The organism is Arenibacter algicola (assembly GCF_000733925.1).
Lineage (GTDB): Bacteria > Bacteroidota > Bacteroidia > Flavobacteriales > Flavobacteriaceae > Arenibacter > Arenibacter algicola.
Genome location: NZ_JPOO01000001.1, coordinates 1147927 through 1162081 on the forward strand (window position 1 = coordinate 1147927; position 14155 = coordinate 1162081).

The 14155-nt window shown below is 40.2% G+C and carries 10 protein-coding genes; 6 read left to right on the forward strand and 4 right to left on the reverse strand.

The window, feature by feature from the left end; all coding sequences use genetic code 11:
• Nucleotides 1–4 precede the first annotated feature (4 nt).
• Together U735_RS0104940 and U735_RS0104945 are read right to left on the reverse strand one after the other, a co-directional pair.
• Complete coding sequence (locus U735_RS0104940) at nucleotides 5–1642, reverse strand: ABC-F family ATP-binding cassette domain-containing protein (protein WP_031442764.1); 1638 nt, start codon at nucleotides 1640–1642, stop codon at nucleotides 5–7.
• A 273-nt stretch (nucleotides 1643–1915) separates the two neighbouring features.
• Nucleotides 1916–2623, reverse strand: coding sequence for a hypothetical protein (locus tag U735_RS0104945; protein ID WP_031442765.1), 708 nt, complete (start codon nucleotides 2621–2623; stop codon nucleotides 1916–1918).
• Between the two features lie 174 nt (nucleotides 2624–2797).
• Between U735_RS0104945 and U735_RS0104950 the strand changes: the two genes are divergently transcribed.
• Nucleotides 2798–3232: a hypothetical protein gene (locus tag U735_RS0104950; protein WP_031442766.1), complete on the forward strand. Its 435-nt coding sequence runs from the start codon at nucleotides 2798–2800 to the stop codon at nucleotides 3230–3232.
• Nucleotides 3233–3335: 103 nt separating this feature from the next.
• On the opposite strand, the gene U735_RS0104955 is transcribed toward U735_RS0104950, so the two are convergent.
• Nucleotides 3336–3875, reverse strand: coding sequence for a DUF2911 domain-containing protein (locus tag U735_RS0104955; RefSeq protein WP_031442767.1), 540 nt, complete (start codon nucleotides 3873–3875; stop codon nucleotides 3336–3338).
• Between the two features lie 241 nt (nucleotides 3876–4116).
• Between U735_RS0104955 and asnB the strand changes: the two genes are divergently transcribed.
• The 3 genes from asnB (at nucleotide 4117) to U735_RS0104970 (ending at nucleotide 9372) form a co-directional block, all read left to right on the forward strand.
• The gene (gene asnB / locus U735_RS0104960; protein WP_031442768.1) at nucleotides 4117–5787 is read left to right on the forward strand and encodes an asparagine synthase B; all 1671 of its coding nucleotides are present in this window, start codon (nucleotides 4117–4119) and stop codon (nucleotides 5785–5787) included.
• Between the two features lie 539 nt (nucleotides 5788–6326).
• Nucleotides 6327–8288: a DNA topoisomerase (ATP-hydrolyzing) subunit B gene (gene gyrB, locus U735_RS0104965; protein WP_031442769.1), complete on the forward strand. Its 1962-nt coding sequence runs from the start codon at nucleotides 6327–6329 to the stop codon at nucleotides 8286–8288.
• A 73-nt stretch (nucleotides 8289–8361) separates the two neighbouring features.
• On the forward strand, nucleotides 8362–9372 hold the full coding sequence (locus U735_RS0104970) for a DUF6588 family protein (protein WP_031442770.1): 1011 nt from the start codon (nucleotides 8362–8364) through the stop codon (nucleotides 9370–9372).
• 16 nt (nucleotides 9373–9388) lie between these two features.
• Here U735_RS0104970 and U735_RS0104975 read toward each other — a convergent pair whose 3' ends face one another.
• The gene (locus U735_RS0104975) at nucleotides 9389–9763 is read right to left on the reverse strand and encodes a hypothetical protein (protein WP_031442771.1); all 375 of its coding nucleotides are present in this window, start codon (nucleotides 9761–9763) and stop codon (nucleotides 9389–9391) included.
• Between the two features lie 297 nt (nucleotides 9764–10060).
• On the opposite strand from U735_RS0104975, the gene mdh reads away from it, so the two are divergent.
• Together mdh and secDF are read left to right on the forward strand one after the other, a co-directional pair.
• Nucleotides 10061–10987 (forward strand): malate dehydrogenase, encoded by a 927-nt coding sequence (mdh, locus tag U735_RS0104980; protein ID WP_031442772.1) that lies wholly within the window; start codon nucleotides 10061–10063, stop codon nucleotides 10985–10987.
• Between the two features lie 172 nt (nucleotides 10988–11159).
• Nucleotides 11160–14123 carry a protein translocase subunit SecDF gene (gene secDF / locus U735_RS0104985; RefSeq protein WP_031442773.1) on the forward strand — a complete coding sequence of 988 codons (2964 nt, stop codon included), beginning with the start codon at nucleotides 11160–11162 and terminating at the stop codon, nucleotides 14121–14123.
• Nucleotides 14124–14155: the final 32 nt, after the last annotated feature.

Consider the following 14155-nt stretch of genomic DNA (forward strand, 5'->3'; position numbering starts at 1 on the left):
ATAATTAGGCCTTTAAATCTATTTCTTTAAGGTTCTCTATTCTGTTGCGTACCAAGAAGGCATCTATGGTCTCGAAATGTTCTATGACGCGTTTGTCCTTAAATTCGAATACTTTTTGGGACAGTCCTTGCAGAAAATCCCGGTCGTGGGAGACCAATATTAAGGTGCCATCAAAGGCAAGCAGGGCTTCTTTAAGTACATCCTTGGATTTTAGGTCCAAATGGTTGGTAGGCTCATCCAGTATCAGAAGATTTACCGGTTCCAAAAGCAATTTCACCATTGCAAGACGGGTTTTTTCCCCTCCTGAAAGTACACTTACCTTTTTTTCCAGGTCATCACCGCTAAACATAAACCTGCCGAGAATATTTTTGATCTGTGTCCGTACGTCTCCTTCCGCTACTTCATCCACAGTCTGGAAGATGGTTAGTTCAGGATCTAACAAGGAGGCTTGGTTTTGGGCAAAATAACCAACTTTCACATTGTGCCCCAAACTACATTTTCCCTCAACTTCAATTTCGCCCAAAATGGCCTTGATCATTGTAGATTTTCCTTCGCCGTTCCTTCCAACAAAAGAAACCTTTTCGCCACGCGAAATAGAGAGATTGGCATCTTTGAAAACCACATGGTCGCCATAACTTTTGGAAAGCCCTTCAGCAGTAACCGGATAGTCGCCGGAGCGAATGGAAGGAGGGAACCTCAGTTTTAGGGCCGTGGTGTCTATTTCGTCAATTTCTATGATCTGAAGCTTTTCCAACATTCTTTCCCTGGAAGTTACCTGGTTGGTTTTGGAATAGGTACCCTTAAACCGGTCAATAAAGGCTTGATTGTCTGCAATAAACTTTTGCTGTTCCTGATAAGCTTTTATTTGGTGGCTTCGCCTGTCTTCCCTTAACTGAAGGTAGTGGGTGTAGTTGGCCTTGTAATCATAGATCCTGCCCATGGTTACTTCTATGGTTCTGTTGGTAATATTATCTATAAAGGTTTTGTCATGGGAGATTACGACAACTGCCTTGGCTTTGTTCAACAGGAAATCCTCCAGCCAAATAACTGATTCTATATCCACGTGGTTGGTGGGCTCATCCAAAAGGATTAGGTCCGGCTTTTGCAATAATATCTTGGCAAGTTCTATTCTCATTCGCCAACCACCACTGAATTCACTGGTAAGGCGATGAAAATCTTCGCGCTTAAACCCTAGTCCCCTAAGCGCCTTTTCTACCTCTGCCTCGTAATTTATTTCTTCAAGTGCATAGAATTTTTCACCCAGGTCCGAAACTTTTTCAATAATATTCATATAGGCGTCCGATTCATAATCGGTACGGGTTTCCAATTCCTTGTTGAGGCGTTCAATTTCATCCCGCATGCTAAAGATTTCCTTAAAGGCTTTGGAGGCTTCCTCGAAAACGGTACAACTGTCATCGGTCAATAAATGCTGGGGCAAATAGGCAATTACGGCGTCCTTGGGATAGCGAATATGCCCTCGGGTGGCTTTTTGCTCCCCTGCAATTATCTTCATCATGGTAGATTTTCCAGCCCCGTTTTTGCCCATTAGGGCAATCTTATCGTTCTCATTGATAACAAAGGAAACATCACTAAACAAGGTGTCACCACTAAATTCCACCGCTATTGCATCTACAGAAATCATATTCCAAATTTAAGTCTGCAAAACTATGAAAAAGCGGGATACCGATAGCATTTTATTGGAGTATTGAACCCAATGTTTTTTGTAGTTGCGATATGGAAGCTAATGTATAAGTCGGTTTAGCGACGAAACACCTTGTTTTGTTGGTTTTTTTGGTAAAAAAATCTAGATCGCGAATTGCATATGATTTTGTAGTGAAGCGGTATGGATTAATATTCACATATTGCCTTTTTTTTCGGGACCTTTAATAAATGAACATTTTATTTCGGATAACGATTATGTTCTAGTCCTCTTACGGAGTTTCATGAGTCGGTCCTTGTAGTAGGCCTTCAATTCGTCCAAAAAGCTCATTGGGTTTTCGTACTCCGTCAACACTTTGTAAGTATGTCTATTTTTGGCCGCCGCCAGTTCCTCCCGCAGTTTTTTTAGCTCCATTTTTAAATATGTAAGGTCGGGATCTTTTAAGGGCTCTTGTTTTTCGTGCGGCTTAATCAAGGTGTTGCCACTAAAAATATGTGCGTGATAGGCCTTTAGGGCCGGCAAATCTCCAAATCTGTAAATTTCTATAAGCTGGGTCGTGATCTCCGTGGCCAAGTCCAATTTATCGGTTTGCATAGAAAATTTATCGGGATGTACATATAGCATGGCCTCTCGGTACAGTTGCTTCCTTTGTTGTCGTTCCCTTGAATTCTTTTCTGGAATCGGTTTTGGTTGGTCTGAGGTCAGGATTCCGGTCTGGTCATAGTTCTTTCCGCGCTTTTTTTGTGCCAGGCGTTTATCCTTTTTTGCCTTTTTTTGTTGCTTATAGAGCAGTGAAAGTTCTTGTTCCTCAATTAATTCATCTTCGATTTTGGTGCGGAGAAGGTTTTCAAAAACGGATGTTTTTTGAATTGTTTCGTTGATTTCCAATTGCAGCCTATTAATCTCCGCCTGTAGGAGTTTAATTTGGGTAGGGAGTTCACTGGGAAGGTAATTTTCACTCATGGTTCCAGGGCAATGATAATCTTAATTTTAATGGCAATTTAAACAATAAAAACTGTCCAAACGGAGTTCTTATGGTGATGCGCTTTAAAAGGAAGTAAGTAATAAGGTTTTAATTGCATTCCATTGCGCATGATCTTTTATAAATTAAAACAATTCTGATTCAAAAAAAGAGAGATGGGAAATTTTAAAGCTATTGTCAAGTTGGCATTTGTAGTATACACCTTGCTATTGGGGTTTTCTTCCTTTGCTTCCAAAAATGTAGATCGATTAGCCTTTGTGGTAATTAAGACCCCCGCACTTTTTGGGGAAGAAAATTTTCTGGGAAATTGGAAGTATTCTGCAGAAAATGTGCCTTATGAGTATGCCAAGGGGATATTGTTTATATCTAAAAAAGAAGGTGTACTTACAGTTGTGGTTGCTTTACGAGGTAGGGAGAGCAAGGCACAGGACGTTAGGGTGGAAGATAATACTTTGACATTTGACCTTAATTTGGAAGGCCAAATAGTATCCGTGAGTATAAATGCGGAAGGTGATAAGATAAGTGGAAAGGCAAGTTCTCAGGACGGTGTTTTCCAATTAACAGGGGAAAGGCGTTTAGATCCTGAATAGGAATTGATTTTTAATCTTTTTAGGGCTGCTTAGAGTCCCTTAAGTCATAAAAAAAACCGAAGTTTTTAACTTCGGTTTTTTTCTTTTTAAAAATTGTTTCCCCTTAAAAGGTAATTGGTAGGGAAACTCTGGTGTTTCCCCATCCTAAAACCATATGGGTACCATTGTCTACATCTTTATAAGCAATGGAAAAGGCATCCAAAGATTCGGACGCATTGCTCACACCGGCGGGTACACGTAATACATCGGCACTTTCCTGGTAGGAATAGGCCCCCCACTGATTTAAATTTTTGTTCAGTATTATGGTCCATTCCTTATCACCTGGAATGGTAAATAGGGAATAAGTACCAGCGGCAACTGCTTTACCACCTACAGTAGCATCTTTATAAAAAATGATTTCAGCGGCCTCATTCGCTCCAGTTCTCCAAACCTTCCCTGCTGGGGCTAGTTCAGAAATTGAACGTCCTTTTAATTGTGGTCGACTATAAGTTACTCGAACCAATTTTTCCGAAACTTTATAATCAGTAGGGTAGGAGGCAATGTCCGCTGGACTCTTGTCCAATCCACTGAATTTCTGTGCCATAGCTTCAGAGCTAAAGGCCAAAGCAATAACCATAAGTGCAATCGTAAATAAATTTTTCATTTTTTTTAGTTTTAGTGATTGTCAAATTTAAGTAGTATTCCTATTAATTTGAATTAAAAGTCGGTAAATTTTGGTCACCTTACAAAATAGATGGTTGGTGTAAGCGATTTCATTTAAAATATAACAATATGTTAGTATTTATGTATTTATAGTTTTAAATTATAACTAATTTTAAGTTTTATATTTTATAATGTGTATATTAGGTCGATATTTGCTTTAAAATTGACATAAATATTATTGTATGTGTGGAATTGTATGTGCCTTTGATGTAAAAGAGAGTACCGAGGTTTTAAGGCCTCAATTGCTGGAAATGTCCAAGAAAATTAGACATAGAGGGCCAGATTGGAGTGGGATATTTGCCGATGATAAGGCTATTTTGGCTCATGAACGTTTGGCAATCGTTGATCCGGCATCGGGAAAACAACCTTTGTTCAGTCCGGATAAGAAATTGGTTTTGGCCGCTAATGGTGAAATATATAACCATAGGGAATTGCGTAAGCAATTTGCAGGAACCTATGATTTTCAGACCGAGTCTGACTGCGAGGTAATTTTGGCCCTATATCAGAAGAAAGGGGTGGACTTCTTGGATGAAATGAACGGTATTTTTGGTTTTGCCATCTATGACTCTGAAAAGGATGAGTATTTTATAGCAAGGGATCATATGGGGATTATTCCACTATATGTAGGTTGGGATATTAATGGTACTTTTTATGTAGCCTCAGAATTAAAAGCTTTGGAAGGGACCTGTACCAAGATACAGTTGTTTCCTCCAGGTCATTACTTGCATAGCAGCGATGGGGAATTTAAAAGATGGTATTCCCGAGATTGGATGGAATACGATGCGGTAAAGGACAATGAGACTAGTATTCAAGCTGTTAAAGAGGCCTTGGAAGCGGCAGTTCATAGACAATTAATGTCCGATGTACCCTATGGTGTATTGCTTTCGGGTGGATTGGACTCGTCGGTAACTTCTGCCATAGCAAAAAAATATGCCCAGAAGAGAATTGAGTCGGATGACACTACGGATGCCTGGTGGCCGCAATTGCATTCATTTTCAGTAGGATTGGAAGGTTCACCGGATTTGGCAGCGGCACAAAAAGTGGCAAAACATATCGGTACCGTGCACCACGAAATAAAATTCACCATTCAAGAAGGTTTGGATGCTATTAAAGATGTAGTATACAACCTGGAAACATATGATATAACTACGATAAGGGCTTCTACCCCAATGTATTTAATGGCCAGGGTTATAAAATCTATGGGTATTAAAATGGTTTTGTCGGGCGAAGGAGCGGATGAATTATTTGGGGGTTATTTATACTTTCATAAGGCGCCAAATGCGAAGGAATTCCATGAGGAAACAGTTCGTAAATTGGATAAGCTTCACATGTACGATTGTCTAAGGGCCAATAAATCCTTGGCTGCTTGGGGCATAGAGGGAAGGGTTCCATTTTTGGATAAGGAGTTTATGGACGTAGCCATGAGAATCAACCCTAAGGACAAGATGATCAACGGGGAACGCATGGAGAAATGGGTGGTTCGTAAGGCTTTTGAAGATATGTTGCCGGAAAGTGTTGCATGGAGACAAAAGGAACAATTTTCAGATGGAGTTGGTTATAGCTGGATAGATACCTTGAAGGAGGTTGTTAAGAACGAAGTTACGGATGATCAATTGGCAAATGCCAAATACAGATTTCCTTTGCAGACACCTACGTCTAAAGAAGAATTCTATTATCGCTCAATTTTTGAAGAGCATTTTCCATCCGATGCTGCGGCATTATGTGTTCCACAGGAACCTTCAGTGGCATGTAGTACCAGAATTGCCCTGGAATGGGATGAGGCCTTTAAAAACATGAACGATCCGTCCGGTAGGGCTGTATCAAAGGTGCATTCCGATGCTTATGTAAAGTAATGCTGCCGGAGTAGGCATTAAGAATTCAATAGATCAAGTTTATAGTTTATTAGTGTAAGAGGCATCCTGTAGGGGATGCCTCTTTTATTTTTAGGAGGTTATCTTGGTAATTAAATTTGCGAGTTCTGGCCATATCACTATAGAAACTCCAGCCGAATGGGTTAAAGTCCTGTACAGGGTTTATTCGGTATCCATGAAATAACCAAGTTCATGATTGTTTTGGTCTGGAGTGCGAAAAATAAGGAAAGATATTGTGGCAAAAGGCAATTCAATGTAGGGGTATATTTTACGATTTAGTCCATCTGTATTAGCTTGGTTGTTCCGTTACAACTTCTTGTTTATTTGGTAGATCCGCATGCTCGGAATTGGGTATGTAGAGGAGTAAAGAGCGCTCTTTGCCAACTTTTATATCGATTGGTATTTTTCCACAATTTTTGTTGATAACTTAGTGACTTATATTGGGCATCAGCCCTATATTTCATAGGGTATTGCGTATATTTGTAGGATTGCTAAAATTATAATGAAATAAGTATTTATTTATGAGCGAAGAAGCAAATAAAGACGAGCAAAAAAAGAACAATTATTCCGCGGATAGTATCCAGGCCCTTGAGGGTATGGAGCATGTGCGTATGAGGCCTTCCATGTATATTGGTGATGTAGGGGTACGTGGTTTGCATCATTTGGTTTATGAGGTAGTGGATAACTCCATTGATGAGGCAATGGGCGGCCATTGTGATGAGATTAGTGTAACGATAAATGAAGACAATTCCATTACTACCCAGGATAACGGTAGGGGTATCCCTGTAGACCTTCACAAGAAAGAAGGCGTTTCGGCTTTAGAGGTAGTTATGACCAAAATAGGTGCCGGAGGTAAATTTGACAAGGATTCCTACAAGGTATCAGGTGGTTTGCACGGTGTTGGGGTATCCTGTGTCAATGCACTCTCCAAGCACTTGAGAGCTACGGTGCATAGGGATGGAAAAATCTGGGAACAGGAGTACAGTAAGGGTAAAGCACTATATCCTGTGAAAAGTATTGGGGAAACCGATAAAAGGGGGACCATTGTAACTTTTACACCGGATGATACGATATTTACCCAGACTGTGGAATACAGTTATGAGACCTTGGCAAATAGAATGCGTGAGCTTTCATTCTTGAACAAGGGTGTATCCATCACCTTGATGGACAAGCGACAAAAGGATAAGGACAGCGAAAGTGGTTATGTAACCGAGCGCTTTTTTTCCGAAGAGGGACTAAAGGAATTTATCAAGTTCTTGGATGGAAATCGCGAACCTCTTATTCGTAGCGTAATTTCCATGGAAGGGGAGAAGAACGATATTCCTGTAGAAGTGGCCATGGTCTATAATACTTCTTATACAGAGAATCTGCATTCCTATGTCAATAATATCAATACCCATGAAGGCGGTACACATTTGGCCGGATTTAGAAGGGGTCTGACATCTACTTTGAAGAAGTATGCCGATGCATCGGGGATGTTGGAAAAATTAAAATTCGAGGTTCAAGGCGATGATTTTAGGGAAGGTTTAACCGCAATTATCTCTGTAAAGGTTGCGGAACCGCAATTTGAAGGGCAGACCAAAACCAAATTGGGTAACAGGGAAGTATCTGCGGCAGTAAGTCAGGCAGTTTCTGAAATGTTGACCAATTATTTGGAGGAAAATCCAGATGATGCCAAAACCATTGTCCAAAAAGTAATTTTGGCGGCCCAAGCCCGTCATGCGGCTACCAAGGCCCGTGAAATGGTTCAGCGTAAAACCGTGATGAGCATTGGTGGCCTGCCAGGAAAACTATCCGATTGTTCGGAACAGGATCCGGCATTGTGTGAGGTCTTCCTTGTTGAGGGTGATTCTGCGGGAGGTACTGCCAAGCAAGGGCGCGACAGGGCTTTTCAGGCTATTCTTCCATTAAGGGGTAAGATCCTGAACGTGGAGAAAGCTATGACCCATAAGGTCTTTGAAAATGAGGAGATCAAAAATATATATACTGCCTTGGGTGTTACCATTGGTACCGAGGAAGACAGCAAGGCTTTGAACTTGGATAAGTTGCGCTATCACAAAGTAGTGATTATGTGTGATGCGGATGTGGATGGTAGCCATATCGAGACCTTGATATTGACCTTTTTCTTTAGGTATATGCGCGAATTGATCGAGGGAGGTCACGTTTATATAGCAACCCCACCTCTGTATTTGGTAAAGAAAGGGTCTAAGAAAAGATACGCCTGGTCCGATAAGGAGAGGGATGAAATTGCCGAGAGTTTTAACGGTAGCGTGGGTATTCAGAGATATAAAGGTCTTGGGGAGATGAATGCGGAACAATTATGGGATACTACAATGAATCCTGAATTTAGGACCTTAAGGCAGATAACCATAGATAACGCCACAGAGACAGATAGAGTTTTCTCAATGTTGATGGGAGATGAAGTTCCACCTCGTAGGGAGTTTATTGAGAAAAATGCGGTCTATGCCAACATTGATGCATAAAAAATAGGGTTTACACAACAAAAACTCGCACCATTGGTGCGAGTTTTTTAGTTTTAGCAAAAATCTAAGTGTTATGAAATATTTATTTTTAATAGGAATTTTGTTTTTTAGTGTAGCGGGTTATTCGCAATCTAACGTTAATGAGCTATTTGCTGCGGGAATTAATGATGCTGAGAAATTTTCTGATAGTTATTTCGGGCCGGTGTCCGAGGGTGCTATTTATAGTTTGTCCAATGGATGGTACAACTCTGCCGATTCCAAACCCTTGGGGGGTTTTGAGATTTCCATAATTGGCAATATGACTTCTTTTAAAAATAAGGAAGACAAAAAGACTTTCGTTCTAAATACAGCTGATTATGAAAATCTGCAGTTCGTGGATGGAAGCACTTCCAAACCGGTTTCCACTGCTTTGGGAGATCTTGAGGGCATTCGGGTATTTGTAGAAGGTGAAGTAGGGCCTATTACAACCCGGGAGGAATTTGAATTGCCGACCGGACTTGCTTCGGAAAACATAAACTTTATTCCTTCCGCGTTTTTACAGGTAAGTGTAGGCTTGGTCAAGGGCTTGGAAGTGAAGGCCAGGTTTTTGCCTAAAATTAATACAGAGGACGTGGCCGTCGGATTATACGGGGTTGGTCTACAATATGACTTTTCCAAATTGTTGCCTGCAGATAAAATATTGCCCGTAGCACTTTCCGCTGTGGCAGGATATACGCATTTGAATGCTTCTTATGATTTTACGGACAGTAATATTGTAGATGGTAGCGATCAGCAGATAGAGGTGGACATGAATGTTTTAACGGTTCAGGCCGTTGCCTCCACTAAACTTCCCGTAATTAATTTTTATGGGGCTATAGGATATGTTTCAGGAAAATCCACAACAGACGTTTTAGGGACCTACCAGGTACAGTCTGGGCCATTTCAAGAAACCTATGTAGATCCTTTTTCCTTGACCAGAAAGGCCAGCGGGGTCTCGGGAACTTTGGGTGCCAAATTAAAACTTGGCTTCTTTAGGTTGCATGCCGATTATTCTCTGGCAGAATTTAATAACCTAACTGTAGGAGTAAATTTTGGATTTAGATAAATCCAAAATTTACCCTTTATTCCCTTATTGCCAATACGTTGCCTTCCTTATCGGCAAGGATAATCCCATGCTCGGTTTCTGTCATGAGTACTATATCCTCCTCTTTGTCAAGACCGGGATAAGAAATAACATATAGGCTATCCTTATGGACCCAACTAAAGTCCGAGATAACCGTTAAATTCTTGTTGTGATAGGTGTGGTATCTACCTAGATACGCATCATTAAATATCCACTCCTGTCTAACTGTAACATCCTGTTTTTGTGTGGTGCCTACATCTGTCGAGATGTGGGACCATATCCCAATTACCGGATCGTTGTTCTCTGTAATTTTGGTACAATTACTGGCCAGTAGGATGCCAATTATTGCCAAGAATGAAAATAATTTCTTCATTTTGTAGGAATTTTCTTTGATTTGGGTACTTACTATTGAACGTGCAGTTTCAACTTTCTATTATATTAATTCGACGTATGGAACAGTATTTTAACTTTTTTCGATAAAAGGTCTTTTTATTACGTTCAGTATAAAATAGGAGTGGGCTATAATAGCACTTACTTTTTTGAAAGGCCATAGAAAAAGTCAAATTCTTCTTCGCAATAAAATTTAGTTGGTTTCTATGGATAGGGTGGTATTGTTCTGTTAAAAATCAGTACTTTTGAAAGATAATTTTTAACTTAAAATAACCTTATAATGAAAGTTACCGTTGTTGGAGCAGGTGCTGTTGGCGCAAGTTGTGCAGAGTACATTGCTATAAAGAATTTTGCATCTGAAGTAGTTGTGTTGGATATAAAGGAAGGATTTGCTGAAGGCAAGGCCATGGATTTAATGCAAACAGCTTCATTGAATGGTTTTGATACCAAAATAACAGGAATTACAAATGATTATAGCAAAACTGCAGGAAGTGATGTGGCTATTATCACTTCTGGTATTCCACGTAAGCCGGGAATGACCCGTGAGGAGCTGATAGGGATAAATGCAGGAATTGTAAAAACGGTTTCTTTCAATTTATTGGAGCATTCCCCCAACGTAATTTTGATCGTGGTTAGTAATCCAATGGATACCATGACTTATTTGGTTCATAAAACTACTGGTTTGCCCAAGAACAGAATTATAGGAATGGGTGGAGCTTTGGATAGCGCAAGGTTTAAATACAGATTGGCCGAGGCATTGGAGGCTCCAATTTCCGATGTTGATGGTATGGTCATTGGAGGTCATAGCGATACAGGTATGGTACCTTTAACTGCACATGCAACCAGGAATAGTATTAAGGTATCCGAATTTTTGTCCGAAGAGCGTCTTGCGCAAGTTTCTGAGGATACCAAAGTGGGTGGTGCTACGCTTACAAAATTATTGGGTACCAGTGCTTGGTATGCACCAGGTGCCGCCGTTTCTTCCATGGTACAGGCAATTGCCTGCGATCAGAAGAAGATGTTCCCATGTTCTGCATTTCTGGAAGGCGAGTACGGTCTTAATGATATTTGTATTGGCGTGCCGGTACTTTTAGGTAAAAATGGGATCGAAAAAATTGTAAAAATAGATTTGGCCGAGGCAGAAAAAGCAAAAATGAAGGAAAGTGCTGAAGGCGTAAGAAAGACAAATAGCTTATTGACCCTATAGTTTATTGGGGTTGCCAAATATTTAGGGCATCCGTCCCATTTGCTTCCGACTACCATCGGAACGGGGCGGATGCCCTTATTTTATAAAACTGATAAATATATTGTTAGTTCCTATGGGAAATAATATATTTGCACGCTATTTAAGAATACCATTTTAAATTAATATATAACCAATGCAAAATAAAGGACTTATAAAGCTTTTCGCTTTTTTGTTTGGGCTAGTCAGTATTTATCAGCTATCCTATACATTTATTACCAATAAAGTAGAAAAGGATGCAACTGTCTTTGCTACCAATAAAATTTCAGAATCTGAAGAGGATTACCTTGCAAAAAGGGAAGCGCTGGAAGCAAGATATTTAGACTCTATAGGAGGGAATTCCATTTTAGGATTTACCAATTATGACGAAGCCAAGAAAAAGGAGCTTAATAAGGGTCTGGATTTAAAAGGGGGAATCAATGTTACCCTTCAGATTTCTGTAAAGGATATTCTAAAGGGCCTTGCCAATAATACCAAGAATCCGGTTTTCAACAAAGCCTTGGCCGATGCCGATGCCGCTTCTAAGAGTAGTGATGCTACTTATATAGATCTGTTCTTTGAATCTTTTGACAAAATAAAGGGAGATACCAAATTGGCCTCTCCGGATATTTTCGCAAACAAAGGTTTGAGTGATGTCATCAATTTTCAAATGACAGATGATCAGGTAAAACCGATTATTAGGACTAAGATTGATGAGTCCATCGTTTCTGCTTTTGAAGTACTTCGTGAGCGTATAGATGGCTTTGGTGTTACCCAGCCCAATATTCAACGGGAAGGTAATTCTGGTCGAATATTGGTCGAATTGCCTGGTGCAAGGGATATAGGACGTGCACAGGATCTTTTGTCCAGTACGGCCCAATTGGAATTTTGGGAAACTTATAAGCAAAGTAACCCTAGTTTAAGTACCTTTTTGCAGGCCGCCAACGAGAGGTTGAAGACTTTGGTTGAGGTTGAAAAGCCGGAAGAAGTTGTTAAACCGGAATCTGAACTGGATTCTTTGTTGTCTGATGTAGCACAAGATTCATTGGATTTTTCCCAAGATGTGAATCCACTTTTTAGCCTGCTTATCCCAGCAAATCCTAACGGAAATGCCTTGGTTAGTGCAGCTATTCAGGATACGGCAAAAATTGGGGAATACCTTAGAATGAAGGAAATTCGCAGATTGATTCCGGCGGATATTCAATTTGTTAAGTTTGTTTGGGAACGTCCAACCGAAGGTTCGGAAGTTGTTGAATTATATGCATTAAAATCCAATAGGGACAATACACCTAGAATTAGTGGGGATGTTGTTTCCGATGCTTCGGATACTTTTGATCAATATAACAAGCCTGCGGTTACCATGACCATGAATACCAAAGGTGCCAAGGAATGGGAAAAATTAACAGGGGATGCCTTTAACAATCAGACCGGTATTGCTATCGTTTTGGATAATAAGGTATATACTGCTCCTGGTGTTTCTTCCGGGCCTATATCCGGTGGTCGTTCAGAGATTACGGGGACTTTTACCATCAACGAGACCAAGGATATTGCCAACGTACTAAGGGCCGGTAAACTGCCTGCTTCTGCAGAAATAATTCAATCAGAAATTGTAGGACCATCATTGGGACAGGAAGCTATCAATAGTGGTTTCTTCTCCTTTATGATTGCCATGGCCATTGTATTGGTGTGGATGGTATTTTACTATGGAAAAGCGGGAATTTTTGCCGATATCGCCCTTCTGTTGAACATCTTGTTGATCTTTGGGGTATTGGTAAGTTTAAATGCGGTACTTACCCTTCCGGGAATAGCAGGTATTGTATTGACCATTGGTATGTCCGTGGATGCCAACGTACTTATTTTTGAACGTATTAAGGAAGAATTGGCAAAAGGAAAAGGACAGAGCCAAGCAATTGCGGATGGTTTTGGAAATGCTCTTTCTTCTATCTTGGATGCCAACATTACAACTGGTTTAACGGCTTTAATACTATTTGTATTTGGTTCAGGTCCTATTAAAGGATTTGCCACCACTCTATTGATCGGTATTGTTACCTCCTTGTTCACGGCCATATTCATCACTAGACTTTTGGTCGACTGGTATGTGAGTGGAAAAGGAAGAAAATTGGATTTCTCTACGGCCATGACAAAGAACCTGTTCAAGAATATCAACATCAATTTCTTGGCCAAAAGGAAGATAGCTTATATAGCCTCTTCCATTTTAGTGGCAATAGGACTATTTTCATTATTAACCCAAGGTTTACAACAAGGGGTGGATTTTGTTGGAGGACGTTCTTACACGGTAAGATTTGAGAAGATGGTAAATCCATCTGAAATCGCTTCGGAATTGAACACTGTTTTTGGAAGTGGTACCAATGTTAAGACTTACGGCGAGGCAAATCAGATAAAAATTACCACTCCTTATAAAGTGGATGTTGAGGGAATTGAGGTGGACAATGAAATTCAGAATAAACTGTACGCTTCCCTTCAAAAATATTTGCCGGACGGTACCAGTTTTGAAGACTTTACCATAGGTAGTGGCGAAAAATCCATAGGTATCCTTCAATCCGTGAAAGTGGGTCCAACCATTGCGGATGATATTAAAAAGAATGCCTTCTTGGCCATTATTGGTTCTTTGGCGGTAGTTTTCCTTTATATCTTATTTAGGTTCCGTAGATGGCAGTTCTCTTTGGGTGCAGTTGCGGCTGTATTCCATGATATTTTGATCGTGTTGGGTGTATTCTCCATCTTTGGTAAATTGATGCCTTTTAACATGGAAATCGATCAGGCCTTTATTGCAGCAATACTAACGGTTATTGGTTACTCCTTGAATGATACGGTGGTAGTATTTGACCGTATTAGGGAGATTATAGCTGAAAAAGGATGGAAAGCTGGTGAGAATACCAACTTGGCCCTTAACAGTACATTAAGTAGGACCTTGAATACCTCCATGACTACCTTGGTAGTGTTGTTGGCAATATTCATATTTGGTGGCGAATCCCTAAGAGGATTTATGTTTGCCATGATTATAGGTATCATTGTTGGTACTTATTCCTCTTTGTTCATTGCAACTCCAGTAATGTTCGATACTTTGAAGAAGAAAACTCAAATAGGTAAGGAAGAGTAGTGAACTCTAATCGACTATAATACAAAAGGCCG